General features: G+C 68.8%; 25 protein-coding genes. 11 read left to right on the forward strand and 14 right to left on the reverse strand.

Annotated features, from left to right (window positions below; translation table 11 throughout):
- Positions 1-36: 36 nt before the first annotated feature.
- The gene (locus ISU07_RS06180) at positions 37-1,671 is read right to left on the reverse strand and encodes a helix-turn-helix transcriptional regulator (protein ID WP_194705903.1); all 1,635 of its coding nucleotides are present in this window, start codon (positions 1,669-1,671) and stop codon (positions 37-39) included.
- A gap of 163 nt (positions 1,672-1,834) precedes the next feature.
- On the opposite strand from ISU07_RS06180, the gene ISU07_RS06185 reads away from it, so the two are divergent.
- The 3 genes from ISU07_RS06185 (at position 1,835) to ISU07_RS06195 (ending at position 5,997) form a co-directional block, all read left to right on the forward strand.
- Positions 1,835-2,236, forward strand: coding sequence for a putative quinol monooxygenase (locus ISU07_RS06185; RefSeq protein ID WP_194696806.1), 402 nt, complete (start codon positions 1,835-1,837; stop codon positions 2,234-2,236).
- 90 nt (positions 2,237-2,326) lie between these two features.
- Positions 2,327-4,348: an ATP-binding protein gene (locus tag ISU07_RS06190; protein ID WP_194696805.1), complete on the forward strand. Its 2,022-nt coding sequence runs from the start codon at positions 2,327-2,329 to the stop codon at positions 4,346-4,348.
- Entirely contained in the window at positions 4,345-5,997 is a 1,653-nt protein-coding gene (locus tag ISU07_RS06195) for an FAD-dependent oxidoreductase (RefSeq protein ID WP_194705904.1), read from the forward strand. Before ISU07_RS06190 ends, ISU07_RS06195 begins: the two co-directional genes overlap by 4 nt.
- A gap of 7 nt (positions 5,998-6,004) precedes the next feature.
- Here ISU07_RS06195 and ISU07_RS06200 read toward each other — a convergent pair whose 3' ends face one another.
- Together ISU07_RS06200 and ISU07_RS06205 are read right to left on the reverse strand one after the other, a co-directional pair.
- Positions 6,005-7,234 carry an RNA polymerase sigma factor gene (locus ISU07_RS06200; RefSeq protein WP_194696803.1) on the reverse strand — a complete coding sequence of 410 codons (1,230 nt, stop codon included), beginning with the start codon at positions 7,232-7,234 and terminating at the stop codon, positions 6,005-6,007.
- A gap of 11 nt (positions 7,235-7,245) precedes the next feature.
- Positions 7,246-7,632, reverse strand: coding sequence for a YciI family protein (locus tag ISU07_RS06205; protein WP_194696802.1), 387 nt, complete (start codon positions 7,630-7,632; stop codon positions 7,246-7,248).
- A 121-nt stretch (positions 7,633-7,753) separates the two neighbouring features.
- On the opposite strand from ISU07_RS06205, the gene ISU07_RS06210 reads away from it, so the two are divergent.
- The 3 genes from ISU07_RS06210 to ISU07_RS06220 are packed head-to-tail and all read left to right on the forward strand — an operon-like array spanning position 7,754 to position 9,336.
- Entirely contained in the window at positions 7,754-8,542 is a 789-nt protein-coding gene (locus tag ISU07_RS06210) for a helix-turn-helix transcriptional regulator (RefSeq protein ID WP_194696801.1), read from the forward strand.
- 24 nt (positions 8,543-8,566) lie between these two features.
- Positions 8,567-8,956, forward strand: coding sequence for a VOC family protein (locus tag ISU07_RS06215; RefSeq protein ID WP_194696800.1), 390 nt, complete (start codon positions 8,567-8,569; stop codon positions 8,954-8,956).
- Positions 8,956-9,336 carry a hypothetical protein gene (locus ISU07_RS06220; RefSeq protein ID WP_194696799.1) on the forward strand — a complete coding sequence of 127 codons (381 nt, stop codon included), beginning with the start codon at positions 8,956-8,958 and terminating at the stop codon, positions 9,334-9,336. The genes ISU07_RS06215 and ISU07_RS06220 overlap by 1 nt, the downstream gene beginning before the upstream one ends.
- A gap of 224 nt (positions 9,337-9,560) precedes the next feature.
- Here the strand turns inward: ISU07_RS06220 and ISU07_RS06230 are convergent, their stop codons facing one another.
- A complete protein-coding gene (locus ISU07_RS06230) occupies positions 9,561-10,013 on the reverse strand; it encodes an SRPBCC family protein (protein ID WP_194705905.1) in 453 nt (150 codons plus the stop codon).
- A 25-nt stretch (positions 10,014-10,038) separates the two neighbouring features.
- A complete protein-coding gene (locus ISU07_RS06235) occupies positions 10,039-10,464 on the reverse strand; it encodes a hypothetical protein (protein ID WP_194696796.1) in 426 nt (141 codons plus the stop codon).
- Between the two features lie 104 nt (positions 10,465-10,568).
- Between ISU07_RS06235 and ISU07_RS06240 the strand changes: the two genes are divergently transcribed.
- Positions 10,569-10,880 (forward strand): ArsR/SmtB family transcription factor, encoded by a 312-nt coding sequence (locus ISU07_RS06240; RefSeq protein WP_194696795.1) that lies wholly within the window; start codon positions 10,569-10,571, stop codon positions 10,878-10,880.
- Positions 10,877-11,323 carry an SRPBCC family protein gene (locus ISU07_RS06245; RefSeq protein WP_194705906.1) on the forward strand — a complete coding sequence of 149 codons (447 nt, stop codon included), beginning with the start codon at positions 10,877-10,879 and terminating at the stop codon, positions 11,321-11,323. Before ISU07_RS06240 ends, ISU07_RS06245 begins: the two co-directional genes overlap by 4 nt.
- Positions 11,324-11,608: 285 nt before the next feature.
- Here the strand turns inward: ISU07_RS06245 and ISU07_RS06250 are convergent, their stop codons facing one another.
- The 3 genes from ISU07_RS06250 to ISU07_RS06260 are packed head-to-tail and all read right to left on the reverse strand — an operon-like array spanning position 11,609 to position 12,817.
- On the reverse strand, positions 11,609-12,049 hold the full coding sequence (locus tag ISU07_RS06250) for an SRPBCC family protein (RefSeq protein ID WP_194705907.1): 441 nt from the start codon (positions 12,047-12,049) through the stop codon (positions 11,609-11,611).
- Positions 12,039-12,407: an ArsR/SmtB family transcription factor gene (locus ISU07_RS06255; protein WP_194705908.1), complete on the reverse strand. Its 369-nt coding sequence runs from the start codon at positions 12,405-12,407 to the stop codon at positions 12,039-12,041. The genes ISU07_RS06250 and ISU07_RS06255 overlap by 11 nt, the downstream gene beginning before the upstream one ends.
- Positions 12,404-12,817: an SRPBCC family protein gene (locus tag ISU07_RS06260; RefSeq protein ID WP_194705909.1), complete on the reverse strand. Its 414-nt coding sequence runs from the start codon at positions 12,815-12,817 to the stop codon at positions 12,404-12,406. The genes ISU07_RS06255 and ISU07_RS06260 overlap by 4 nt, the downstream gene beginning before the upstream one ends.
- 91 nt (positions 12,818-12,908) lie before the next feature.
- On the opposite strand from ISU07_RS06260, the gene ISU07_RS06265 reads away from it, so the two are divergent.
- Together ISU07_RS06265 and ISU07_RS06270 are read left to right on the forward strand one after the other, a co-directional pair.
- The gene (locus ISU07_RS06265) at positions 12,909-13,412 is read left to right on the forward strand and encodes an ester cyclase (RefSeq protein WP_194705910.1); all 504 of its coding nucleotides are present in this window, start codon (positions 12,909-12,911) and stop codon (positions 13,410-13,412) included.
- 80 nt (positions 13,413-13,492) lie between these two features.
- A complete protein-coding gene (locus ISU07_RS06270; RefSeq protein ID WP_194705911.1) occupies positions 13,493-15,010 on the forward strand; it encodes an HD domain-containing phosphohydrolase in 1,518 nt (505 codons plus the stop codon).
- A 120-nt stretch (positions 15,011-15,130) separates the two neighbouring features.
- Here the strand turns inward: ISU07_RS06270 and ISU07_RS06275 are convergent, their stop codons facing one another.
- The 5 genes from ISU07_RS06275 to ISU07_RS06295 all read right to left on the reverse strand — a co-directional run bounded on the left by ISU07_RS06275 (position 15,131) and on the right by ISU07_RS06295 (position 20,681).
- Positions 15,131-17,293, reverse strand: coding sequence for a molybdopterin-containing oxidoreductase family protein (locus ISU07_RS06275; protein WP_194705912.1), 2,163 nt, complete (start codon positions 17,291-17,293; stop codon positions 15,131-15,133).
- A gap of 388 nt (positions 17,294-17,681) precedes the next feature.
- Positions 17,682-18,056: a cupin domain-containing protein gene (locus ISU07_RS06280; protein WP_194696787.1), complete on the reverse strand. Its 375-nt coding sequence runs from the start codon at positions 18,054-18,056 to the stop codon at positions 17,682-17,684.
- Positions 18,057-18,168: 112 nt separating this feature from the next.
- Entirely contained in the window at positions 18,169-18,444 is a 276-nt protein-coding gene (locus tag ISU07_RS06285; protein WP_194696786.1) for a hypothetical protein, read from the reverse strand.
- 14 nt (positions 18,445-18,458) lie between these two features.
- Positions 18,459-18,872: an ester cyclase gene (locus ISU07_RS06290; RefSeq protein WP_194696785.1), complete on the reverse strand. Its 414-nt coding sequence runs from the start codon at positions 18,870-18,872 to the stop codon at positions 18,459-18,461.
- 111 nt (positions 18,873-18,983) lie between these two features.
- On the reverse strand, positions 18,984-20,681 hold the full coding sequence (locus ISU07_RS06295) for a LuxR C-terminal-related transcriptional regulator (protein ID WP_194705913.1): 1,698 nt from the start codon (positions 20,679-20,681) through the stop codon (positions 18,984-18,986).
- 1,329 nt (positions 20,682-22,010) lie between these two features.
- Between ISU07_RS06295 and ISU07_RS06300 the strand changes: the two genes are divergently transcribed.
- Complete coding sequence (locus ISU07_RS06300; RefSeq protein ID WP_194705914.1) at positions 22,011-22,535, forward strand: DinB family protein; 525 nt, start codon at positions 22,011-22,013, stop codon at positions 22,533-22,535.
- A gap of 230 nt (positions 22,536-22,765) precedes the next feature.
- Here ISU07_RS06300 and ISU07_RS06305 read toward each other — a convergent pair whose 3' ends face one another.
- Positions 22,766-23,581, reverse strand: coding sequence for a class I SAM-dependent methyltransferase (locus ISU07_RS06305; protein ID WP_194705915.1), 816 nt, complete (start codon positions 23,579-23,581; stop codon positions 22,766-22,768).
- Positions 23,582-23,632: the final 51 nt, after the last annotated feature.

Genomic DNA, 23,632 nt, shown 5'->3' on the forward strand with positions numbered 1-23,632 from the left:
TTCACACAAGCGCCCGCGCGCGGCGCCGTCAGCGCGTCAGGTCAGCCCATGATGTACCGCGAAAGCAGCGGCGGCCGTTCGGGAGCGGACGCCGAGCTTGGTCAGGATGTTGCTCACGTGCCGGTGGATGGTTCGCTCGCTCAGAGCGAGCAGCGCGGCGATCTCGGCGTTCGTGCTTCCTGTGACAATCAGCCGGAGCACCTCCATCTCCCGCGGGCTCAGCACGGCGAAGTGCGCGTTCTGATCTGACATCAGGCCGCGGGTCAGGGATGCATCCGGGCTTGCGCCGAGCCGCTCGAACGTCGCCAGCGCCGCCCGGAGCTCCATCCGCGCGCCTTCGTCGTCACCGAGTGCCCGGCACCCCATCGCGATGCGGACGCCGACCTGGGCGGTCTCGTACACGGCGCCGAGCTCCCGCCACCGATCCGAGGCGGCCCGCAGTCCTGCCAGTGCGGCGGCGGGCCGATCCTCACTCAGGGCAAGGGCCCCACGGGCGGCATCCAGGATGGCCCGCATAGCGGTTGTCGGATAGGTCCGGGCCGTCTTCGCCATCTCGATGATGACGTCGTTGGCCTCGTCGATACGACCAGAGGCGAGGCAGACCTCCATGACAGCCGGGAGCAGCAGGAGCCGTTCGTCCGCCTGCTGGCGCTCGGCCAGGACCCGGCGCAGACCCGCGTCCGCCGCCTGCGTGTTGCCTTGGCTGAGCCGGTAGAGGGCGAGTCCTGGTTGGGCGCTGTGCCCGAAGGCCGTCGCCCGCTCGAAGGCCTCCTCGACGCCTGGGCGTCCTTGCAGCCGCCGCAACTCGCCTAGTTCGTACCAGGCATGGCCGGCGACCAGTTGCCCGTCCACCGCGAGGTCACGGCAGGCCTGCTCGAGCTCCTCCTGTGCCCGAGACCAGTCCCCACGCAGGCGCATCAGGATCGCGCGATAGATCCGACAGTTCCCGAAGTAGGCGCCGCCCAGCTGCGGGAGCGTGCCGAGCCATTGGTCGAGTGCGACCGACCACTCCGCCGCACGCGCGATCTCCTGCACCTCGTAACACGATCCGATCGCGGCGCAGTACATGACGCTCGTCGTGCGCGGCGAGGTTGCCCGGGTCAGGATGCGGACCATCGCCGCATCGAGGAGCGCCAACCCGTCCTCCAGCGATCCGAGCTTGAGAGTGGCCCGGCCTCGCATCGTGGTGGCGACCGTGATCAGGTCGATGTCGCCGCGGCCGAGCCCCAGCTCGGTCGCCCGATGCAGCAAATCTTCGGCGGTCGCGAAGTCACCCTTCCCGATGTAGACGTAGGCCCGCGGGATCAACAGCCACCCGTATTCATCCGACCCCCTCTCAGCCGCCAACGTCTGGGCGCGGCCGACCCAGCCAGCCGCGATGGCGAACTCGCCCCGCGTGAAGACATGCGCGCTCCACAGCCAGTACGCCGTACGCGTCGCCTCGTGGACCTCGCCCGCTTCTGCCCACAGCTCGAAGGACCGGGTCAGTACGGCGATCGCCTCATCTATCCGCCCGATTACCTGGGCTGCCTCGGCCCAGCACTCCAAGTCCTCGACACTCAAGGGCGTCGTCTCCGAGTCACCGGCTGCGTACTCCTCGCAGGCTCGCGCCCACCGCGACGCGCCGTGGTGCTCGCGGGCGGTCTCGAGATGGCCGGGTTCGCTGCTCATCGCACTCCCTCGACACCGATCCTGCCAGCCGTGGGCGCTGGGTAGGAATGCCCACGACGCGCAGCCGAGGTCGGCCCGCAATGCCGAAGCGTCGCGACCGCGGCGGAGCGGATCGTGGGCATCGAGACCCCGGACTCGTAGGGGCACCGATCCAGGAGGACCCATGACCACTCCGTTCATCTTCATCGGCACACACAAGATCAAGCCCGGCAAGCGGGAGGAGTTCCAGAAGTACTTCGCGCAGTTCAGCGCCGACGTCGTCGAGCCGAAGGAGCCGCGACTGCACTCCTTCTACGGCTACGCGGCGCCGGACTCCGACTACGTCACCATCGTTCAGGTCCATCCCGACGCCGACTCCATGGCCACGCACATGCAGGTAGGGATGGACCACTTCGCCACCGCATACGTCGAGTACCTCGAACCGGAAAGCAGCCTGCAGATCTACGGCGACCTCACCGAGGACCTCATCCAGACGATCTCCGGCGCCGCACAGAGCGACGATGACGCCTCCAGCGTGACGATCCGAGAGCCATTCGCGGGATTCGACCGGCTGCCCACGTTGTGAGTCAACGCTGGTGGAGGGTCCGTGGGCTCCACGGCGCCTCTCGTCTCGAACGGTCTGCCCCCAGGGCGGTAACGGGTCGATACTGACGCCGTGGTGGTGCTCGATCCGAGTGGACTGGTCTCCCGGCTGCCGGTCGGGGTCGTCACGGTCGACACGGCCGGCAGGGTGACGTTCGCCAATCCTCGGTTGACCGAGCTGGTCGGCGTCGACTCGGCGGTCGGTTATCACCTAGACGTCCTGCTCGGGCTCCCCGGGGCGTTCGCGGCCATCGCGGAGAAGGCCGCCGAGGCGTCGACGACCCCGATCGAGCTGTCCTGCCGGCTGGCCTTCGGGCGTGAGGTCATGATGTCGGCCACCGGCCGGGTTCAGGACGACGGGTCGGTGCTGGCAGTCCTGGCCGATGACACCGCTCATCACTCGTCCCGTCGGTTGCACGACGAGCAGACCCAGGCACTTCGGCTGCTGGCGGAGTTCCCGGAGAAGAACCCGGGCCCGGTGGGACGCGTGAGCCGCGACGGCACCGTGGTGATGGCCAACGCAGCGGCGCGCACGTTCCTGGGCGAGCAGGAGATCCGCGGCCGGTCGTGGGTCGACCTCTGCCCGGGTATGACCTGGGACCTGTGGGAGCGCATCCTCGACAGTGGAGAGCGGATCACCCACGAGGCCGACCGGGGCGGCGTGTGCATCCTGTTCAGCCATGTCGTGGCCGACGCCGGTGACCTGGTCTTCGTGTACGGCGCCGACGTCACGGCTCGCCGTGAGGACGAGCGGCTGCTCGCCCAGCAGGCCGCCCAGCTCGCGGAGGTGGCCCGTTTCCCAGAGATGAACCCCGGACCTGTGCTGCGGATGGGACCGGATGCCCGGGTATTGATGGCCAACGCCGCGGCCCGCAGGGTCTTCGGCGAGCACCTGATCGGAAAGAGCTGGCTCGACCTGTGCCCGGGCGCGGATACGGCCCTGTGGCAGGAGGTGGAGGCGGCCGAGGACGTCCGGTTCCACGAGGCGCGCATCGGAGAGCGGTCGTTCGTGTTGGCCCACCGGTGGGACCCCCGCACTCAGCTGATGTTCGTGTTCGGCGCGGACGTGACGGCCCAGAAGGTGGCCGAGCGGGCCCTGCGCCAGAGCGAGCGCATGGCCACGCTCGGCACGCTCGCCGCCGGTATCGCCCACGAGCTCAACAACCCGGCCGCCGCCACCGGGCGAGCCGCCGATCAGCTCGCCACGGCGTTCGCCACGCTCGAGGAGGCCCACCTGCTCCTCGACCAGGCCGGTCTCTCCCCCGACGCCAGGGCCCTCCTGCACGACCTGCAACAGCGCGCCCAGGACCAGGCCGGTCGCCCGTCCGAGCTGTCCACCATGGAGAGGTCGGACCGAGAGGCGGACTTCGAGGACTGGCTCGATGACCACGACGTGGCGGACGCCTGGTCGCTGGCCCCCGGACTGGTCGCCCAGGACCTGACCGTGGCGGACCTCGACACCTTGGAGAAGACGCTCGGACCGGGTCATCTCGCCGCGGCCCTGACCTGGTCGACGGCCGCGCACCGGGTGCACACCCTGGCGAACGAGATCGGCCAGGGATCGGGACGCATCTCCGAGATCGTCCAGGCGATGAAGAGCTACTCCTACCTCGGGCAGGCGCCCGTGCAGGCTGTCGACGTGCACGAAGCACTCGACAGCACCCTGGTCATCCTGCGCAACAAGCTCAAGACGGGGGTCGACGTCCGCCGGGAGTACGAGCCGAACCTGCCGGCCATCGCGGCGTACGGCTCGGAGCTCAACCAGGTCTGGACCAACCTGCTCGACAACGCGGCCGACGCGATGGGTGGCCACGGCACGATCGTCATCCGGACGCGCGGCGACGGCGACCACGTCGTCGTGGAGATCGAGGACGACGGCCCGGGCGTGCCCGAGGAGATCCAGCACCAGGTGTTCGACCCGTTCTTCACCACGAAGGAGCCCGGTAAGGGCACCGGCCTGGGGCTGTCGACGTCGTACTCGATCGTCACGGAGAAGCACCACGGTTCGATGACCCTGAACTCGCGGCCAGGGTTCACCACCTTCTCGGTCCGGCTCCCGATCGACGCACCAAGCCAGGAGGTGACAGACGCATGAAGAAGCCGGTGATCCTCAGCGTCGACGACGACCCCGAGGTGCTCGCCGCCGTGGAGCGCGACCTGCGCGACCACTTCCGCGGTGACTACCGCATCCTCACGGCGGCTTCGGGCGCGCAGGGACTCGAGGCCGCGCGCGAGCTCAAGCAACGCGGCACCGCGGTAGCGCTGTTCCTCGTCGACGAGCGGATGCCTCAGATGAGTGGGACCGAGCTGCTCGCCGAGGTCGGCCCACTGCACCCCGACGCCCGCAAGGTTCTGCTCACGGCGTACGCCGACACAGAAGCCGCGATCCGCGGTATCAACGACGTCGGCCTGGACCACTACTTGATGAAACCGTGGGACCCGCCCGAGGTGCGGCTGTGGCCGGTGCTCGATGACCTGCTGTCCGACTGGACCGCGACCGTGCGGCTGCCCTACGACGGGATCCGCGTCGCGGGCGCGACATGGTCGCCGCAGAGCTTTGCCACCAAGCAGTGGCTGGCCCGCAACGGCGTGCCCTACCAGTGGGTGGACATCGACTCCGACAGCTCCATGCGCGAACTGGTCGGTGACGACCCCGCACTGCCCGTCGTGCTGCTCCCGGACGGCACGTCGCTGTCCGCGCCGACGACCGCCGAGCTGGCCGAGCGCATCGGCCTCAGCACCCGGGCCACCAGGCCCTTCTACGACGTGGTCATCATCGGCGGCGGGCCGGCCGGCCTGGCCGCAGCCGTGTACGGCGCCTCCGAGGGCCTGAGCACCCTCATCGTCGAGCAGGACGCCCCGGGAGGCCAGGCCGGCACCAGCTCACGGATCGAGAACTACCTCGGCTTTCCCGCGGGGGTCTCCGGCGGCGACCTGGCCCGCCGGGCGACCACTCAGGCGCGCCGCTTCGGTGCCGAGCTATTGACCGCGCAGACCGCCATCGGAATGCGCCGCGAGGATCCCTTCCGCGTGGTCTGCTTGTCCGACGGTTCCGAGGTATCGAGCCATGCGGTCGTCCTGGCTCAGGGTGTTGCGGTGCGCAGGCTCGAGGCGCCGGGCCTGGAGGAGCTGAGCGGCCGGGGCGTGTTCTACGGAGCGGCCATGACGGAGGCGGCGACCTACCGCGACCGATCGGTCGTGGTCGTCGGCGGTGCCAACTCCGCCGGGCAGGGGGCCCTATTCTTCTCCCGCTACGCCAGCTCCGTCACGATCTTGCTCAGGGCCGACTCCCTCGCCAAGGGGATGTCGCGCTACCTCGTGGACCGGATCGAGGCGGCTCCCAATATCGAGGTGGTCACCGGCGCTGAGATCGCGGCCGTGAGCGGGGAGACGCACCTTGAGGAGCTTCTCGTGCGAGACCTAGCCACCCAGGCGACCCGCCGGCTCGACACCTCAGCCGTCTTCATCTTCGTCGGCAGCGCGCCCCACACCGATGCCGTCTCCGACCTCGTCGAGCTCGACGAGGAGGGCTACATCCTCACCGGGGCGGACCTGCCGAGCGGCTCTCATGGGCGGCCCCGGTCCTGGCCACTGGACCGTGACCCGTTCCCGTTCGAGACAAATGTGCCGGGCATCTTCGCCGTCGGCGACGTCCGGGCAGGCTCGGGCAAACGTGTCGCGGCGGCCGTCGGCGAGGGCTCGGGCTGCGTCGGTGTGATCCACCGCTACCTCGCGACGGTCTGAGAGGCCCCTAGCAGGGCGGCCCTGCCGGAACATCGCCGGTGAGCTCGGCGCAACGGCGCTTGAGGAAGGAGATGTCAGTGTCGGTGCGTGCCAGAGCGGCTGCGCGGTGGTAGGCATCGGCTGCCTCGCGCGGCCGGCCAAGCCTTTCGAGGAGTGATCCACGCGCGGCATGGAGCAGGTGGAACCCGTCCAGCTCCTCGGCGACACCTTCGAGAAGCGCTAGGCCGGTCTCCGGCCCTTGGGTCTCGGCGACAGCGACTGCCCTGTTCAGCGCCACGACCGGTGTCGGCATGACTGCGATCAGCCGGTCGTAGAACCGAACGATCGCGGTCCAGTCCGTGTCCTCGTACCGGAGAGCGGCGCAGTGGAGCGCCTGGATCGCCGCCTGCAGCTGGAACGGCCCGAGCCGCTGTCGTCGCATGCAGGCGAGCACGAGCGCCTGTCCCTCGGAGATCAGGGCGGAATCCCAGAGCGACCGGTCCTGGTCTTTCAGAAGCACGACGTGGGCTCCGTCGCCGCGGGCCGGCATCCGTGCGTCGCTGAGGATGAAGAGGGCCAGGAGGCCCAACGATTCGGGCTCGTCGGGCATGAGCGACACGAGCACCCGGGTCAGCCTGACTGCCTCGGCTCTGAGGTGGCCGCGCCCGACGTCGTCGGCGCCGGCGTTGTAGATCAGGTACAGCACCGAGAGCACCGCACGGAGCCGATCCGGCAGCTCGGATTGGTCGGGCACTTGGTAGGGGATGTGGGCCGCCTTGATCTTGTACTTGGCGCGTACCAGGCGCTTGGCCATGGTGTCCTCGCTGACCAGGAACGCTGAGGCCACCTCGGCAGGGGTGAGTCCCCCGATCAGGCGCAACGTGAGCGCCACTTGGTGTTCGACGCGGATGGCGGGGTGGCAACAGGTGAAGATGAGTCGCAGCTGGTCGTCGTGCATGGGCTCTGGATCCTCCGGGCCGGCGCTGGTCTCGGCGCGTAGCCGATCGGCGGCGATCTGCTCGGTCAGCTCGCGTCCTCGCCGGCTGCGCCGGACGGCGTCGATTGCCCGGTTCCGTGCGGTGGTGACGATCCAGCCGACTGGGTTGTCCGGGACGCCGTCCTGGGGCCACCGATGTACGGCGGCAGTGAAGGCGTCCTGAACGGCGTCCTCGGCGAGCGTGATGTCACCGAACAGCCGGATCAGCGTCGCCACAGCGGGGCCGTGCGCCTCGCGGAACGCACGCTCGACGTCGTCCATCGACCACTGCCTCAGCGGCCGGGCGCATCCTGGAGGCGCCCGGTGGCGCGGAAGGGCCGCACCTCGATGTCGTGGTTGATCGCCTCGACGACCTTCCCCGCCCACGCCAGCGCCTCGTCGAGGTTGTCGGCGTTGATGATGTAGAAACCGCCGATGTGCTCCTTGGCCTCCACGAAGGGCCCGTCGGTGGTCACCTTGTCGAGGCCGGTTCCACCTCGGACCACGGTGGCCGCGTCCGGACCGTGCAGCGCGCCCCCGAACTCGAACGCCCCGGCGCGGTCCATCTCCTCCTCCAGGGCGATCACCCGGCCCATGAAGGCTTGCATCTCCTCGGGGGTGGCCGGCGCCCCGGCCCCGTCACCCTCGACGTCGTAGACCGACAGCAGGTACTGATTCATCCGGACTCCTCGTTTACGCGGGGCCATCCCGCTCCTTACCTATTGACGAACGCCACTGGCTGATCAGGACAGTCTGGGAAGGGGCCTCAGTATTGTCCCCGCCCGCGTCTACGCTCCGAGCATGAACCGCATCGACCGCCTCTACGCCCTGGTCGAGGAACTCCGGGCGGCAGGACCCAGGGGCCGGACGGCGCGCCAGCTGGCCGAGCACTTCGAGCTGAGCGTCAGGACCATCGAGCGCGACCTGAGCGCATTGGGGCAGGCCGGCGTACCCTTCGCGACGAAACAGGGGCGCACCGGGGGCTACACGCTCGACCGCTCGATGAGCCTGCCGCCGCTCAACTTCACGCCGCGCGAGGCGGCGGCCGTCGCCGTGGCGCTGAGCCGCAGCGAGCACGTGCTGTTCACGCGGGACGCCCGCAGCGCCCTGCAGAAGATCGTGGCCGCGATGCCCGAACGAGCGCTCGAGGAGGCGCGCGCGACGGCCGAGAAGGTCAGGCTTCTCGTCCAACCCACGCCCGACCCCGATGCCGAGATCGCCGAGACAATCTGGCGAGCCGTGCGCGACAACCAGGTGCTGCGGATCAGCTACATCGACGTCGGCGGCCTCGAGACCGAGCGCGAGGTCGAGCCGCAGCACGTCGTGGTCGGACCCAACGGCTCCTACCTCACCGCCTGGTGCCACCTAAGAGAAGACGACCGAGTGTTCCGCCTGGATCGCATCACCCGAGCCGAGCGGACGCCGTCGCTGCCGCGCCCCCATCGCGTCGCCCCGGAGCCGATCGTCGACGGCCACCAGACGAAGCTGCCGGAGTCGGCGCTGCGCGCCGAAAATCTCCCGACGAACTCCGACATAGGGCTGTCGCGAGACCCCGAGACGGTTGGTGCGTCCCGCCGCCCCGGCGGGTGATCGACCAGCAGAAAGGAGACACCGATGACCAACCCCGCTCCCGGCACCCTGGCCTGGTTCGAGGTCGCTACCAGCGATCCCGACGGTGCCGAGAAGTTCTACGGCAGCCTCTTCGACTGGACCTTCGACGCCGACGGCCCAGCCGCCTCCGGCGGCATGGACTACCGCAACATCAAGTCCTCCGGCGCCGACCAACCGATGGGCGGCATCTTCGGCACCGGCGGGCAGGTGCCCGACCACGCCGTGTTCTACATCCTCGTCGCCGACGTGGAGGCGACCTGCGCCGACGCCGAGCAGCTCGGCGGCTCGGTGGTCAGCAAGCACCTCGACCCCGGCCCGGGCGCCCCGACCTTCGCCTACCTGCGCGACCCGTCGGGCAACCAGTTCGGCGTCTTCACCCCGCCGGCCGCCTGATGGCGCCTGACGCGAAGGGCTCGTCCTCGTCGGAGCCGTCCGACGGGGACCGCTCCGACGGGGCCCGCGGCCTCTACGACGAGCTCACCGAGGACCTGCTCTACGACCCGGCCATCGGCCGGGCCACGATGATGGGCTACCCCTGCGTGCGGCTGGCCGGGAAATTCCTGGCCTCCTACGACGACAAGGTCGGCCGCCTGGTCGTGAAGTTGCCCCGCGAGCGGGTCACCGAGCTCATCGAGGACGGTCACGGCGACCCGTTCGCCCCCGCCGGCAGGACCTTCCGCGAGTGGGTGTCTATCCCCACCACCGACCGAGCTCTGTGGCAGACCCTGCTCGCCGAGGCCGTCGACTTCGCACGGCAGGCGCTGCCCAGGTAGCGCCGGGTCGCTTTCAGCCACCTCCCCCGACCCCCCGGGTCACTCTGGCGTCAGGCCTCGCTCACCTGCAGTGATCCACCGCGTCCCACGAAGGGGTGGTTACGCACGAGCTCGGCTGCGGCCCCGAGGTCGTCGGCCTGGAGGATCGAGTAGCCCCCGGCCGTGCCGGTCTCCGTCCCGTCCACGACACCGGCGACACGAGGGCGAACAGCCGCCGGCTGATGTCAGGTAGAGGGCTGATCCAGCTCGAGGATTGCCTTGAGGTTTGCCAGGTCCTTGCGGTTCGCACGCCGCATCGCCGCCGACATGATTGGCGCGGCAACAGTGGAGAACCCGGCGGGTTCGCCGGCGTTGCGCAGCGTCATCCGGGTCGCGGTCGGCGACTGGGCGGCCCAGGTGTACGTGGTCTCCATCGGGAAGGGCCCTTCCTGGGTGCGCATCACCAGCCGCTTGGCGGGATTGAACTCGACGATCTCGTAGGTATACGCGAGCCGCCTGCCGAGGAACTGGGCGACGAACGCGACCAGGCTCCCCTGCTGGACCGGCGGCGAGGTCTTCCACTCGACCGACTTGATGTTGGCGTACCACCTGGGCGCGTTGTCGGGGTCGGCCGCGTAGGCCGACACCTCGCTGACGGGCCGGTCGATGACGATCTCGGTGGTCACGTCGACCTTCACGATGCTGCTCCTTCCTCGGTGACCGTCAGCCGAGGGCCGGGCCCGGGGTTCCGCCCTCGGCGTGGGACTTGATGGTCTGCTGGATCAGCGCCCAGGTCTGGCTGGTGAAGGCCAGGTCGGTCTCGGGGTAGCCGTCCTCGAAGTCGCGGTGGCGGAAGAGCAGGTTGGTGCCGCTCTCGGCGCGGAGCGCGGGACCGAGCTCCCACTCGAAGACCGAGCCGTTCCAGAACGGGAAGCCGGACTCGACGGTGTAGCGGACGCTCTTGCCGTCGACGACCTCCACGGTGCAGTCCAGGTCAACCGGGGCCATGGCGAACCCGAACCGCGCCTTGCCGTCGGCGACGTCGCAGTTCGACGTCCAGACCGAGCGCATGCCCTCGGTCGTGCTCAGGATCTCGACGAGCTTGTCAGCCTCAGCGTCGATGTCCAGCGCCAGGATCGTGGTGTCCATGGGTGTCTCTTCTTTCTCTTATGCGACCCGCTGTCGCAGGTCGTTGTTTAAGTGGTGACTTAAATATAAACTGGGGGACGACGAAACCCACCGACAAGGCAGCAATGGACCCGCTCAAGGTGATCGCCGTGGAACGGCGCCGCCAGATCCTCGAACTGGTCTGGCGCGACGAGCTCTCCGCAGGTGACATCGCGGCCCGCTTCGAGGTGTCCTGGCCGGCGATCTCTCAGCACCTGGGTGTACTCAAGGCGGCCGGGTTCGTGACCGAACGCCGCGAGGGACGATCGCGTCTGTACCGTGCCAACCCCGAGGCGATGGGCCACCTGCGTGCCGTCATCGAAGCCACGTGGCAGAGCCGGCTCGACGACCTGAAAGCCGTCGTCGAGGCAGATCCGCGCAACCAGGAGGATCAGTGAACACAGCCCCGCTCGAGGTCACCACGCACATCGCCGCGCCACCAGAGAAGGTGTGGCCATACTTCACCGACCCGGCCCGGTACGCGCTGTGGATGGGCACCGAGGTCACCCTCTCCCCCGCTGCGGGCGGCGTCTACAGGGTGCACATGCGCGAGGGCATCGAGGCACACGGCGAGTTCGTCGAACTCGACCCGCCCCGGCGCCTGGTCTTCACCTGGGGATGGCAGGACCACCCGGTCGTCCCGCCGGGCTCGACCACCGTCGAGGTCACCCTCGAGGCCACCGAGGATGGCACCCTCGTGCGGCTCACCCACCGCGGGCTCCCCGACCCCGAGTTCGTGGCCCACCACCGCGAGGGCTGGGAGAGCTACCTTCATCGGCTCGCGATCGTCGCGACAGGAGGCGACCCCGGCCCCGACCCGAACGCCAACATGACTCTCTAGTCGCGATCGCGAGTGGCACCCAGGCGTCGGCGATGAAAGGGCCCGACGGTCCGCTTCCCCTTGCTCGACGGCGTCCGGGTCGCACGTGATGACCGTGAGGTCGACGTGAGGCGGAAAGCTCGTCGACGCGAGTAGCCGGCAGTTTGATGACGATTTGCACCCTCACGACCATCGCGATTGTCCTCGGCCGCACACCTGGTACCGGTCTGAGGCGACCATGCGGTCGGTTCACCGGACCCGCCTGTCGAGTGCCTGCACCGTGGTCGTCGGGCAGTTCGGCGGTCATCAGCCGGCCGTGGGGGCGAAGGGGTCGGGGCCCGGGTCGTCGCCTGCGGCAGCGAGCGCGAGGCGCGCCAGGAAGTGTTCCCACCCGGTGCCGTGCTGGTCGAGTTGGGTTGTCGGCAGCCCGGAGTGGACGACCTCGAGCAGGGTTCCACCGTCGTCGCTCTCACGCAGCCGGATCTCAACGGTGCTCGAGCCCGGGGGCAACTCGACGGAGTCGCGGTGCCCCCAGGCGATCACGAGCCGTTTGGGCGGACGGCACTCGATGATGTGGCCGCGCACGAGCACTCCGTTGATGTCGAGCTCGTAGGCGCCACCGTCGACGGCCTCCACCCGCCCCCGATCTCCCATCCATCTGACGAGCTGGGACGGCTCGACCAGATAGGGGAACACCGCGGCCGGCGGCGCCGGGATGCTGACCACGTGCCGGAGTTCAGTCGGCATCGGCCGATCCTTGCTCGTCCAGATCGGCGATCACGAGATCGCGGAGAGCCTCCAGGCGCGTCGGCCACAGGACCCGCAGGAAGTCCTCGACCGGCTGGAGGCCCTCGGTGCGCACGCTGTAAAGACGGCGGGTCCCAACGGGGCGGACGTCGACGAGGCCGGCCGCTCGCATCTGTGCGAGGTGTCTGGACACCACCGGCTGCGGCAGCCCGACGAGTTCGTGCAGGTCGGTTACCGACCGCTCCGTGGTGCTGACCGCTCGAAGGATCCGTCGCCTGACCGGTTGTGCCAGCACGTTGAAGACATCGTCGAGGCCATCGTCTGGTTCGTCGGCGATGCCTTGGGCTGCGCTCGTCATCGGTCGATCGTCCGCGCGAGATTCTCGAAGGCGGCACCGAATCCGTCGCGCAGCATCGGCACCATCATCGCGGCAGCCTGGTCGTCGACGAACTCGATCTCGGCCGACCAGCGCACCGTGCTGCCACCCTCAGGCCGCTCCGCCACCGTCATCGACCCGCCGTTGGTCGCCATCGGGCTCCCGGCCACATCGACCGAGTAGGCGAACTCGCGGGCGGTGTCGGCCGCGATCGAGAACTCCTCGCGCTGCACCCGGCCGCCGGCGAATCGGCAGATCCGAGTGAAGCCGTCGACATCGACGCCCTCGACTCCTGGCACCCAGCTCGCGATGCCGGCCGGGTCACCGACCACCGCCCAGGCCCGATCGGGTGAGGTCGGGGTGATCAGCGTGTAGTCGAACGTGGTGTGCATGGGAACTCCCGTTGGACAGTGGGGTGAATATGACTGTCCACGCAATATAGCGGAATTCGTCATATTATCAACACTTCCGCTCCGTTGCTCCGTGGGGGGTTTGCCGGATGTGGTGCATCTGAGTCAGCGGCAGGCTGCGGACGTTCCTTCACCGACGATCCACGAATGGAGACCCGAGATGAGCACCGAGACCAACAAGCAGATCGCCCGGTCCTTCCTGCAGAGTGTCGACGATCTCGACTTCGAGGCCTGGCGCGCGACCGCCGCGCCCGACCTCGTCGCGAGCGCGAACGGCGGAGAGGTCATGAACCGTGAGGAGTTCGAAGGCATGGTGCGGGGGATCACGGGCGCCTTCTCCAACGGCCGGCACATCATCGAGAGCCAGGTGGCCGAGGGCGATCGCGTCGCGACCCGCCTGACCTGGACCGCGCTGCACACCGGTGAGTTCAACGGCGTCCCTGCCAGCAACCGCCCGGTCCGGGTCTGCGGTGACTCGTTCGACCGGATCGAGAACGGCAAGGTCATGGAACACCACGCGCAGTTCGACGCCATGGGCATGATGGTGCAGATCGGTGCGGTCCCGGTACCCGGCTGACCGGGCCCTTGACGGCTGGTCAGCGGGGTGTGTGGACTGACCGTCCCGACCCGAACGGATGCGCGATGGACGCTTCGCCGGTGCGCCTGGCGCATGTGCTGGACTCGCTGGCCCTGGCCATCGAGCTCGGTCTGGGCGTGCCCGCCCAGACGGTCCAGAGAACGGCCGTGATCGCGGCGCGTCTCGCACGCGCGGCAGATCACGACGACGAGGACGTTGTCGCGGCCTACTACACCGCGATCTTGTGTTACGTGGGCTGCACCACGACCTCGCATGACGTCTCACAGGCGGTGGACGAGCTGGGGCTGGGGGACCTTCTGGTCGTCACCGACGATGAGTTCCTGCCCGAGATGGAGCGGATGCTTGCCGCGACCATGCCGCCAGCCGATGCTGGGGCTGCGGCTCGGACGATGGCCGCGTGGTTCTCCAGGCCAGAGATGGGACAGCACCACCGCAACCATTGCGAGGCGGCGGAGCTGATGGCCAAGCGTCTCGAGCTCGGGCCACGCGTCGTCGGCGGTCTGACCCATGCCTACGAGCGCTGGGACGGCATGAGCACCCAGCAGCTCGCGGCGGGCGAGGGGATCAGCCTGCCGATGCGGGTCGTGCACGTCGCTTGGCAGGTCGGTCAGGAGAGCATCACCCGCGGCCCGGCCGAGATCGCGCAACGACTCCGGCTCCGGGCGGGCAGGTCGCTCGACCCCACGCTGGCGAGACTCGTCGCCGACGACATCGGCCACTTCCTTGCGGGCCTGGACGAGGGGGATCTCGGTCAGCAGCTGCTGGATGCCGAGCCGGGCGATCCCATCCTGCTGTCCGGGGGCGAGGTCGACCGCGCGCTGACCTGTATCGCCGACTTCGGTGACCTCAAGTCCCCGCACATGATCGGCCACTCTCGTCGCGTTGCCGATGTGGCTCAGAGGGCGGCTCGAGCCGCGAGCATGTCGCCGGCCGACGTCGACCTCGTGTGCCGTGCTGCGCTGGTCCATGACGTCGGACGTGTGGGGGTGCAATCAAGCCTGCTCGCGAAGCCGGGCCCCCTGTCGCGGGCTGAGCACGAGCGGATCAGGTTGCACAGCTACTTCACTGAACGCATCTTCGCGGCGAGCCCCGTCCTAGCCCCGGTCGGTGCGCTCGGCGCCGCCCACCACGAGCGGCTCGACGGGTCGGGGTACCACCGCGGGCTCCAGTCGTCCGGCCTGTCGGCGGCCGCACGGCTCCTGGCGGCCGCGAACACGTGGTGCTCGCTGACCGAGACACGTCCCCACCGTCAGGCGATGACCGAGTCCGAAGCCTGCAACGCGCTCGGGGCGCAGGTACGGGAGGGGCTGCTGGACCGCAACGCCGCGGACGCGGTGACCACCTCCGTCGGGCAACGTGGGACATGGACGCGTCGCGCGGCCGCCATCACGTTGACCGAGCGCGAGATCGACGTGCTCCGCCTGGTGGCCCGCGAGCACACCAACCCCTCGATCGCTGAGGCGCTCGGGATCTCCCCCAAGACGGTCGAGCGACACGTCACGCACATCTACCAGAAGATCGGTGTCTCGTCCCGGGCCGGGGCGGCCATCCACGCGCTGGAAAGCGGCCTCATGTGATCGCGCGAAGCGTCCGGACGCGCCTCCGACGGGGACTAGAACGGCGCGTGAGCCGCCTTGTGGCGGCAGCTACGACGGGCGGCTGCAGCAACCGATCAGCGCCAGTGGAGTCGGCGGCGCTCAGACCTCGAGCAGGGCGACGTCGCAGATCGAGGCTCGCAGGGGCGAGCTGCCGCTGATCGGGTCGCTCGGTGTCTGGCTCAGCACAAGGTTGAGGTTGGCGCTTTTCGGTCCGTACGGCGGGTAGCCGGGCAGGCCGAGCTCGTCGCAGGCCTCCCACCAGCCGTGCTGGCCGAACACCACCCCTGGGTCGAGGCTGGCGTTGAACTTCGCCCGCGCCCGCACGTTGCCGTACGGGGTGATCAGCGAAACCCAGTCCCCCGCGGTGATCCCCCGGGACGCGGCCGTGGACGGGTGGATCTCGAGCTGCGGTTCAGGCGCGCTCTTGCGCAGGGCAGCGACCTGGCGGTGTTGGGTCTCGCAGAAGAACAGGGACTTCGCACAGCTGAGCACCAGCGGGTACCGGTCGGCGAGGTCCGGCCGGGAGCGAGGGCTCGTCAGTGGTTCCTCGAAGGTCGGGATCGGCGCGTAGCCATGGGCGGCCAGGGTGGCCGAGTACAGCTCCACCTTGCGCGACGGCGTGTTGAACCCGGTGTCGGCGTACTTGCGGTACCGCGTGGTCAACGGCACCCGGACCCCGGCCGGGTTGGCCCGCAGGTCTTCCAGGGTGATCCCGCTCGGCGCAAGCTGGTGGCGGAACGCCGCCTCGATGTCCCCGTCCCAGAAGTGCCCGCCCAGGCCCAGCCGCGTGGCGAGGTCGAACACGATCTGGAGGTCCGAGCGGGCCTCGCCGCGCGGCGGGACGAGCGGCTGTCGCAGCTGGACGAGCGACTGCGCCTCCTGGCTGTACTCGAAGCCGATCTTCAGAGCCTCCGACTCGAACGGTGTCGTCACGGGCAGCACGATGTCGGCGAGCTCGGCGGTCGGGGTCATGAACAGGTCGGCCTGAACGAAGAAGTCCAAGGTTTGAAGCGCAGCGCGGCCGCGCGCGCTGTCCCCGTGGGCCATCACCATGTTGCCGCCGAAGCTCACCAGCGCCTTGATCCGTCGGTCGAGGGCCGCGGTGTAGAAGTCTTCACCGGTGACGAACTCGAACCGGGCCGGCCCGAGCGGCCGCTCCTCAACCCCAACCGCGGGCGGGCGTGTGTCTGACAGGAACTCCGCCCCGTCGATCGGGTTCGATGGCACCTCCTCGAACAGCACGTTCCCGCCCGGGACGTCCAGGCTGCCCGTCAGGGCGTAGAGGACGTTGATCGCGCGCATGGTCTGGGTCGTGCCGCTGTGCTGCTCGAGCCCACTCCAGGTGTAGAACGCGACCGGCCGGGCCTCCCAGATCGTCCGCGCCGCGGCGACGATGTCTGCCGCCGGCACTCCGGTGATTCCCTGGGCCACGTCCGGTGGGAACTCGGCACAGCGCGACGCAAGCAGATCCCAGACGGTCCGGCCGCCGACCACATCAGCCGCGTTGGTCCAGTCACGGACGAAGTCGACGTCGTACCACCCGTTCTCGATCATCACGTGCGTGAGGGACAGAGCCAGTGCCGCGTCGGTACCTGGCCGGACCCGCAGCCAATGGTCGGCCTTGGCGGCAAGGCCGGCCTTGCGCGGGTCGACGACGATCAGCTTCGCGCCGCGCGCGACAGCGGCGACGGTGCTCGTCGCGTGCGCGAGGCGGGCGACCGACGGGTTGTACCCCCAGAACAGGATGCAGCCGGCGTTCTCCAGATCCGGCAGATACTCACCGGGCACGCAGGCGCCGAACGTGTAGAGCGGGGCGAGGTAGCGGCCCCACCCGCACAGCTCCATGTAGTTGCAGTAGTTCGGGCTGCCGAAGGCACGGATCAGCCGCTGCACCCAGTCGACGGCGTCACTGATCGCAGAGGTGGACGGCGAGCTCGAGCTGAAGCCGACCGACTCGGGCCCGTACGAGGCCGCGAGACTCATCAGCCGTTCGCCAACCGCGTCCAGCGCTTCGTCCCAGCTGATCTGCTCCCACCCCGGATCCGCGAAGTCCCTGGGGTGAGTGCGCCGCAGCGGGTGGCGGAGCCGCGAGGGGTGGTAGAGGATTTCCGGGGCAGCCTTACCCTTCACGCAGATAGCCTTGCCGGTCGGGTGCGACGGGTCTGGGTGCAGCGCCACGAACGTCCCGTCCTCGACCTCGGCGCGCGCCCCACAGCGCGACACGCAAAGTGGACAGAATGTCGGGACCGTGTCCCCGCCCATCACCCGATTGTCGCGCGCAGCCCACGTCCCGGCAACGACCTCGTCGCGGTGCTGTTCAAGTCAGCGGAAGCGGCTGAATAGAACAGCAGCCGACCGAGCAGAAGCCTGGTGGGGAGCGATGTCAGCTCTCGTCACCGACGAGCCGGCGTTCCACGACAGCACATCGGTCGACCTCGATACTCCTGAGGCGCTTGAGTTGTGCCCCCGGTCTTCGATCTCGAGACGAGCACGTGGCGACCGCCCGACGATCGGCCGCCAAGTCAGCCGCCCGAGAGGGGAATGAACGACCCCGGCTGTACCGGGCTGCCGCTGGTCACGCCTCAGGCATTCGCCTGCGGGCGAACCGGCGCAGGAGGTGGCCGTCGACGCTGTCGGCTGCAAGTAAGCCTCAGCCGGTGGCTTCCATGTTCTTCGTGACTACGGCGAGGGTCTGCTGCAGCTGCTCGGTCGGGCTGAACTCGACGACCTCGGTGCCGGCGTAGAGCGTCGGGGTGTGCCCTGGGGGGACGTAGTAGGCGTCGCCGGTCTCGAATGTCTCCTCACCGGAGGAGGTCTTGAAGGTCACCTTGCCGGCGAGAACGTAGCCCCAGTGGGGTGCCTGGCACTGGTCGTCCGGTAGGCCCTTGAAGAACTGGGAGAGGTCGGCGTCGGCGGTGTACTTCTCGAAGGCGACCGTGTAGCCCCCTTCGAAGTTCTCCAGGTGACCTTCATAGCCCTCTACCTCAACGGTTTCGGTAGCGCTTGTCTTCGATGCCTTGGGCATGGTTCCTCTTCCTTTCAGCGGGATATGAGATTGCACGTTCTCGGGACATTCACTTCCGACAGGTTGCCTCGCAACAGCACATGTGGTGCGAGGGCGCCCGCGTGGTGGGTGTCTAGAGTTCTGGCGGGCAGTTGTTGGGGTCCTGGATGGCGGCGTACGAGGCGAGCGCGCCGAATGACGAGAACCCGAACTGCAGGAGCACGTCTCGATGGCTGGCGAGGTAGCCGGGGAGCTCGTGGCCCCAGGCCGCCCCGTAGACCTGGTGCTCGGCGAGTGTCGACTGCGCGACGCAGCTACTCGTCGCGGCCGCGGGAGAGGCCCCGGAGAGCATGGTGACGACCAGGGCAGCGCTGGCAGCCAGGGTGAGGCGACGTGTGGAAAGGCTCATCACGCACCTGCCCGTCACGCGGGCGCTGCGGTGGGCAGCGCGCCGATCTGGGACATGATCGTGAAGAGGTCGCAGTACTGGGTGATCTCGACGATCTTGCCGTCACGGATCCGGAACAGGTCCCACTCGGCGAACTTCACGCGCCGGCCGCTGGCTGGGACACCTGCGAAGTCGGCTTCGTGGGTGGCCGTGAAGCTGACCCAGGAGCTGATCAGGTCGTCCTCCTGCACCAGGTATCGGACGTCGGCGGTCAGGTCGGGGAACGGCTCCAGGAAGCTGCCGATGGAGGCCTTGAGCTCGGCGAGGTTGGACCCGGCGCCGGCGTGGCCGACGAGCCCGGGTGAGCAGATCTCGTCGAGGTCCTCCGGGCGGCCGCTGCCGACGATGTCGTAGAAGCGTCGGACGACGGACTTCTCGGTGGTTTCCATGAGTTCCTCCTCGGGACTTCCGGTTGGTGAGTCGAGGGTGCCCTCCCGAGTGGTGGGTCAGCATGGGCCATGTTGCCTATTTGAGCTCCGGTCCCCGTGCGGCCCGCGCCCTCATTTGTGGGCCAGGGTCTGGGCGGTGGGTAGGTTGAGCAGCGCGTAGGCGGCTGCCTCGGTGCGGCTGCGTACGCAGAGCTTGGTCAGGATGTTGCTCACGTGGTGGCCCGCGGTCCGGGTGCTGATGAACAGCCGTTCGGCGATCTCGGTGTTGGAGAGGCCTTCGCACACCAGGCCGAGTACCTCCTGCTCGCGGCGGCTGAGCAGGCTGCCGTCACGTGGGCCGGTGCGGCCCTTAACGCCGAGTCCGCGCAGGAACGCGGCGGCTCGGTCGGCCTCGGCGGTGGCGCCCATCCGGTCGAGGGACTGGAGCGCACTGCGCGCCTCGGTGATGGCCAGGCCGCGGTCCTTTCCGACCAGCGACCGGGCGAGGTCCATCCGGGCCCGGCACGCCGCCAGGGGCGCACCGGACTGGGCGAAGCCCAGCGCCGCCGAGCGGAGCAGCCCGGCGGCCTCGCCGTCTGCTCGGGCGAGCGCGACCTTGCCGGCGGCGTGGTCGCGGTGCGCGCGGTGGAGCGGCGTGTCTGTCGCGGCGGCGAGGTCTGCGATGCGCTGTGCGGCGTCCTGTGCGAGCCCGGCGTCGCCGGCGGCCAGGGCAGCGTCGACTAGTTGCGACCGCGCCGGAAGTGTCAGTACCGGGGTTTCCGCCAGGGCGTCGAGCGCGGCCACGAGACGGTCCACGGCGCGGGCCGGTCGGCCGAGGGCCAGGTCGACGGCAGCGGCGGATGGCGCGCAGTCGGAGTCGCCCTCGAAGCCGGTGATCAGCGTCTCGGCCTCTTCCAGGCGGCCCTGGAGGACGCGCAGGGCAACCAGGTCGGCCACTGGGTGCAGGCAGCGCGGTCGCAGGCCCGTCTTGGACATCTGGGAGACCGCGCGAACGAGCTGCTCCTCGGCCGCGTCGAGCCTTCCCGTCACCAGATACACCCCTCCGCAGCATCCGGTGCAGAACGCGGAGATGAGATCGGTCGCCGACTGGGTCTCGAAGGGCAGCAGCGGCCCGAACGCGTACGACGACCGGAAGCTGACCAGGAACTTCGCCCAGGGCTCGACCATGCCCGGGTCACCGATGAGCCCGGCGACCTCCATCAGCGTGCATAGCGCCTCGCCGACGTACTGCACGTCATGGCCCTCGCCTGAGGTCGCGGCGGTCATCGCCTCGTGCAGGTCCGAAAGCCCCTCGGCAATGCCGCCAGCACTGACGGTGCAGGCGCCCCGACGGGTCAGCGCCACGATCTCCAGGTCCCGATCACCGTGCTCGCGCGCGATCCTCAGCGCCCGGTCGGCGGCGTTGGCGGCGCGTGGATGCGGGCGTCCCATCTCCGACTCCGCCAGGACCAGCCACCCCCGCAGGCTGCCATCCTCGGGCAGGGTCTCCAACAGCGACCGCGCCCGAGACAGCCACCCGTTGGCCATCTCCCCACGCCGATAAAGGCCCCAATATTGGCGTGCCAGCCAGATCGCGACAGCTGTCGCTTCGGTGTCGCGGCCGTCGTGACGCAGCCGCGCGAAGACGCGGGCCCGCAGCTCCAGAGCGGTACCCGGATCGTTGAGCCACCACACCGCCAGCGCCAGCCCGTCCAACGCGTCCGCCGACTCCTCGACCGACAAGGCCGACTCGAAGCAGTCGCGGGCCGCGCCCCACTCCCCCGCGGCCAAGGCGGACGAGCCGGCCACGAACTGCTCGTGGGCGTCCACGTCTTCGATGATCGCACCAATCTGCGTAACGCGGAGCCGCTGCTTCAAGGCCCCAGCCCCCGAGCCATCGCGACGACTGCGTTGTGCTCGTCGAGTCACGCAACCATCGACACCGCGGCGTCATGCGATTCGAACGCGCGGGACCGGCGACACACGCGTCATAGTCTGAGGCCGCGGCTGGTCGAAATCGCCAGCGCGTCGCACGGTGGCATGGCGGGCGGACATTTCTGTCGGATGGGTCGTGCCCATTGCTAACCAGCCGTCACCGGTGCTCGGCGAGGACGTACGCGTGAGGGTCACCCTCGGCGGTGTGACCGACGGTTGTCCGAGAACACGTGAGGGAATTTGAACCTGTGCCCACGCGTCTCAGTGAGACGGCGCCAAGAGTGCACCCGACACGGGATGTGACGGAGTACCACGGAGTCGCAGCGCGAGTTTGTGGCAGGTTTCTCGCCGGTGGGTTCAAATCCAAGCCGGCCCCCGACCGCGTTTTCGCAGGTCAGGGGCCGGATTTCGTAGCGGGGGCAGGATTTGAACCTGCGACCTCTGGATGAGATCGGCCGCTACGGAACAGCTCGGATGATCGCGGATCTCCTCGGGTTTACGCGGAGAGACCTCGCGGTCAGGTTCGGAGTCTAACGGGCCGTCACGGGATGGATGCCGACTGTAAGTGGCCAGTTTCTGGCTGCGGATCGAATCCCTCCGCGCCGTGACTCGTGCCGTCGCGTCCAACGGACTCGCCTTACCTTCGCGGCCGGCCAGCGCACTCTGATGTGGATGATCGTGCGCTGCTAGGCGGGCAGCCCGCCCGCGGTCGGGTCGCAGCATGCGGGGTCGGATGCCCCACGGGCACTGTGCGCGTCGACGTCGATGTCAGTGCTCATGGGGTGAACCGTCCGATCCAGCGCAGTACCGGGCCGATGACCGGGAGGCGTTGCCACCCGTGGTCGATCACCGCGCGGCGCGCCGCCCGCAGCACATCCCTGGCCCGGCCCGGCAGTGAAGGGCGCAACTGATCGCGTCGTTCGTTCGCTCGCAGCGCGAGGTAGTCCGCGCAGGACAGGCATACAGCGACCTTGGGATGCTTGTTCAGGTGTAACAGCCTCGACGGAGGGTTCGGGGTACCGCAGCACCAACAGTCGGTCTGCGGTTCGGCCTCGTCGACCTGGACGGGACTAGATGTCGCGGACATCGCGGCGTTCCCTTCCTCAGTTTCTACCGCCATCCTCCCCCAGAGCCCCAGGACGCAATCTGCCTGCAGGATCGTGCGCCTGCCCGATGGCACCGGAGGCCTAGCCTGGACGCGGGGTAGCGACCGTGGAGGCGACCATGGACACCGATCAGATCTGCGGAGAGCTGGATCGTGTTCGCAAGGACTACCGACATCTGCTCGACACCGCCACGGTTGCTGAGCTTCGCAGGCCAACCAAGGGCACGAAGTGGAACAACGAGCAGCTGCTCTTCCACATGCTCTTCGGGTATCTGCTGGTGCGGAACCTACGTCTGCTCGTCTGGGGGTTTTCGCGGCTTCCCGACGGCGCGTCGAAAGGGTTCGCCGCGCTTCTGAACGCTGGCACGCGCCCATTCCACGTCGTCAACTACCTGGGCTCCTTGTTCGGCGCGCGCACCTTGGGCCATCCGCGGATGCAGCGACTCATGGACCACGTGCTCAGTGGCCTTCAGGCGTCACTACGAGCACAGCCGGACTCGGCGCTCGACCGCGGTATGCATTTCCCGGTCGGTTGGGACCCCTACTTCAAGGACTACATGACCCTGCGGGACCTCTACCACTACCCCACCCAGCACTACGACCACCACCGTCAGCAGCTGACCCTTGCCGGGGTGCGGGACTAGTGGGGAGCGAAGAGCTCGGAAACGCGATCGCCGAGGCCTCAGGCTCGCGCCCTGGACTCGCGTGGCCCCGGCGGCGGTTCGCGGATGGGTCATCCGCCACGGCCGGCACAACGCCCCTCATATGTCGATGCTGCACGGGGTGGACGAAGGCTGCCGCAGCGCAGGCCCCAGAGCTCGCTGTCTGCGGTTGGCCGTCTGCGGGTCGTTTCGGTGCCCTCGGACCTTCCGGTTTATCTCCGCGCAGTGGTCAATACAGCATTGCCGTCGAATCGGAGCGCATCGCCATCGAGGTAGGTGTGCCAGGCGGTCGTGACGTCCCGCTCGAGTGCCGCACGCTCGTCGTCGCCGATCTCCCCGATCGGCCCGGCCAGCGGTGTGCTGTGCACGTACTGCCACAGGAACTCGCGCGGCGGCGGAAGCATGACGCGCAGCGGCTTGAACTCCACCGAGACCGATCGCAGATCAGCGCCCTCCGCCAGGTCACGCAGTTCCTGATGCTCGTGCAGCGAGAAGACGTGTCGCACGAATGCGGCCACCTCGGGCTTCACGTGACGGGCGAGGGCCTGAGCCAAGATCTCGAAGACAGGAGGGGTCGGACCGACAGTCGCGATCACGACACGTCCGCCGGGGGCGAGCACGCGGTGGATCTCGCGCATGGCCGCAGATCGGTCCGGCACGAACTGCAGGCCCAGCGAGCACGTCACGACATCGAACGAAGCGTCCTGGCACGGGATGGACTCCGCGCTGGACTCGTGCCACTCGATCGAGGTCGGGGACACGGATCGGGCGACCGCGAGCATGGCCGGGTTGACGTCCAACCCCGCCACGAGGCCTTCCGGGCCGACGAGCTCCGAGGCACGCCGCGTCACAATGCCCGTGCCGCACGCGACGTCCAGTACACGCTCACCGCTGCTCAGCCCAGCCACCTCGAGTAGGGCGGTAGCCCAGGCCGTGCCGATGGTGGGGACGAAGTACCGTTCGTAGTTCTCGGCAGGCTTGCCGCCGTAGTGGCTGAAGCTGACCTCTGGCGTCGAGTCGGTTTTCATCGTTCGCTCCTTCCGTGCGTTGCGAGATGGCGCCATTCTGGAAGCGCACGC

This window comes from Nocardioides islandensis (genome assembly GCF_015352455.1).
GTDB classification, from domain to species: domain Bacteria; phylum Actinomycetota; class Actinomycetes; order Propionibacteriales; family Nocardioidaceae; genus Nocardioides; species Nocardioides islandensis.

Excerpts from the sequence above, each read along its gene's own strand:
- ISU07_RS06300 (WP_194705914.1), top strand. The coding sequence starts at position 22,011 with ATGGACACCGATCAGATCTGCGGAGAGCTGGATCGTGTTCGCAAGGAC.
- ISU07_RS06250 (WP_194705907.1), bottom strand. The coding sequence starts at position 12,049 with ATGCCGACTGAACTCCGGCACGTGGTCAGCATCCCGGCGCCGCCGGCC.
- ISU07_RS06180 (WP_194705903.1), bottom strand. The coding sequence starts at position 1,671 with ATGAGCAGCGAACCCGGCCATCTCGAGACCGCCCGCGAGCACCACGGC.
- ISU07_RS06185 (WP_194696806.1), top strand. The coding sequence starts at position 1,835 with ATGACCACTCCGTTCATCTTCATCGGCACACACAAGATCAAGCCCGGC.
- ISU07_RS06275 (WP_194705912.1), bottom strand. The coding sequence starts at position 17,293 with ATGGGCGGGGACACGGTCCCGACATTCTGTCCACTTTGCGTGTCGCGC.
- ISU07_RS06235 (WP_194696796.1), bottom strand. The coding sequence starts at position 10,464 with ATGGACACCACGATCCTGGCGCTGGACATCGACGCTGAGGCTGACAAG.
- ISU07_RS06280 (WP_194696787.1), bottom strand. The coding sequence starts at position 18,056 with ATGCCCAAGGCATCGAAGACAAGCGCTACCGAAACCGTTGAGGTAGAG.
- ISU07_RS06285 (WP_194696786.1), bottom strand. The coding sequence starts at position 18,444 with ATGAGCCTTTCCACACGTCGCCTCACCCTGGCTGCCAGCGCTGCCCTG.
- ISU07_RS06205 (WP_194696802.1), bottom strand. The coding sequence starts at position 7,632 with ATGAATCAGTACCTGCTGTCGGTCTACGACGTCGAGGGTGACGGGGCC.
- ISU07_RS06260 (WP_194705909.1), bottom strand. The coding sequence starts at position 12,817 with ATGCACACCACGTTCGACTACACGCTGATCACCCCGACCTCACCCGAT.
- ISU07_RS06195 (WP_194705904.1), top strand. The coding sequence starts at position 4,345 with ATGAAGAAGCCGGTGATCCTCAGCGTCGACGACGACCCCGAGGTGCTC.
- ISU07_RS06255 (WP_194705908.1), bottom strand. The coding sequence starts at position 12,407 with ATGACGAGCGCAGCCCAAGGCATCGCCGACGAACCAGACGATGGCCTC.
- ISU07_RS06215 (WP_194696800.1), top strand. The coding sequence starts at position 8,567 with ATGACCAACCCCGCTCCCGGCACCCTGGCCTGGTTCGAGGTCGCTACC.
- ISU07_RS06240 (WP_194696795.1), top strand. The coding sequence starts at position 10,569 with ATGGACCCGCTCAAGGTGATCGCCGTGGAACGGCGCCGCCAGATCCTC.
- ISU07_RS06210 (WP_194696801.1), top strand. The coding sequence starts at position 7,754 with ATGAACCGCATCGACCGCCTCTACGCCCTGGTCGAGGAACTCCGGGCG.
- ISU07_RS06290 (WP_194696785.1), bottom strand. The coding sequence starts at position 18,872 with ATGGAAACCACCGAGAAGTCCGTCGTCCGACGCTTCTACGACATCGTC.
- ISU07_RS06220 (WP_194696799.1), top strand. The coding sequence starts at position 8,956 with ATGGCGCCTGACGCGAAGGGCTCGTCCTCGTCGGAGCCGTCCGACGGG.
- ISU07_RS06305 (WP_194705915.1), bottom strand. The coding sequence starts at position 23,581 with ATGAAAACCGACTCGACGCCAGAGGTCAGCTTCAGCCACTACGGCGGC.
- ISU07_RS06200 (WP_194696803.1), bottom strand. The coding sequence starts at position 7,234 with ATGGACGACGTCGAGCGTGCGTTCCGCGAGGCGCACGGCCCCGCTGTG.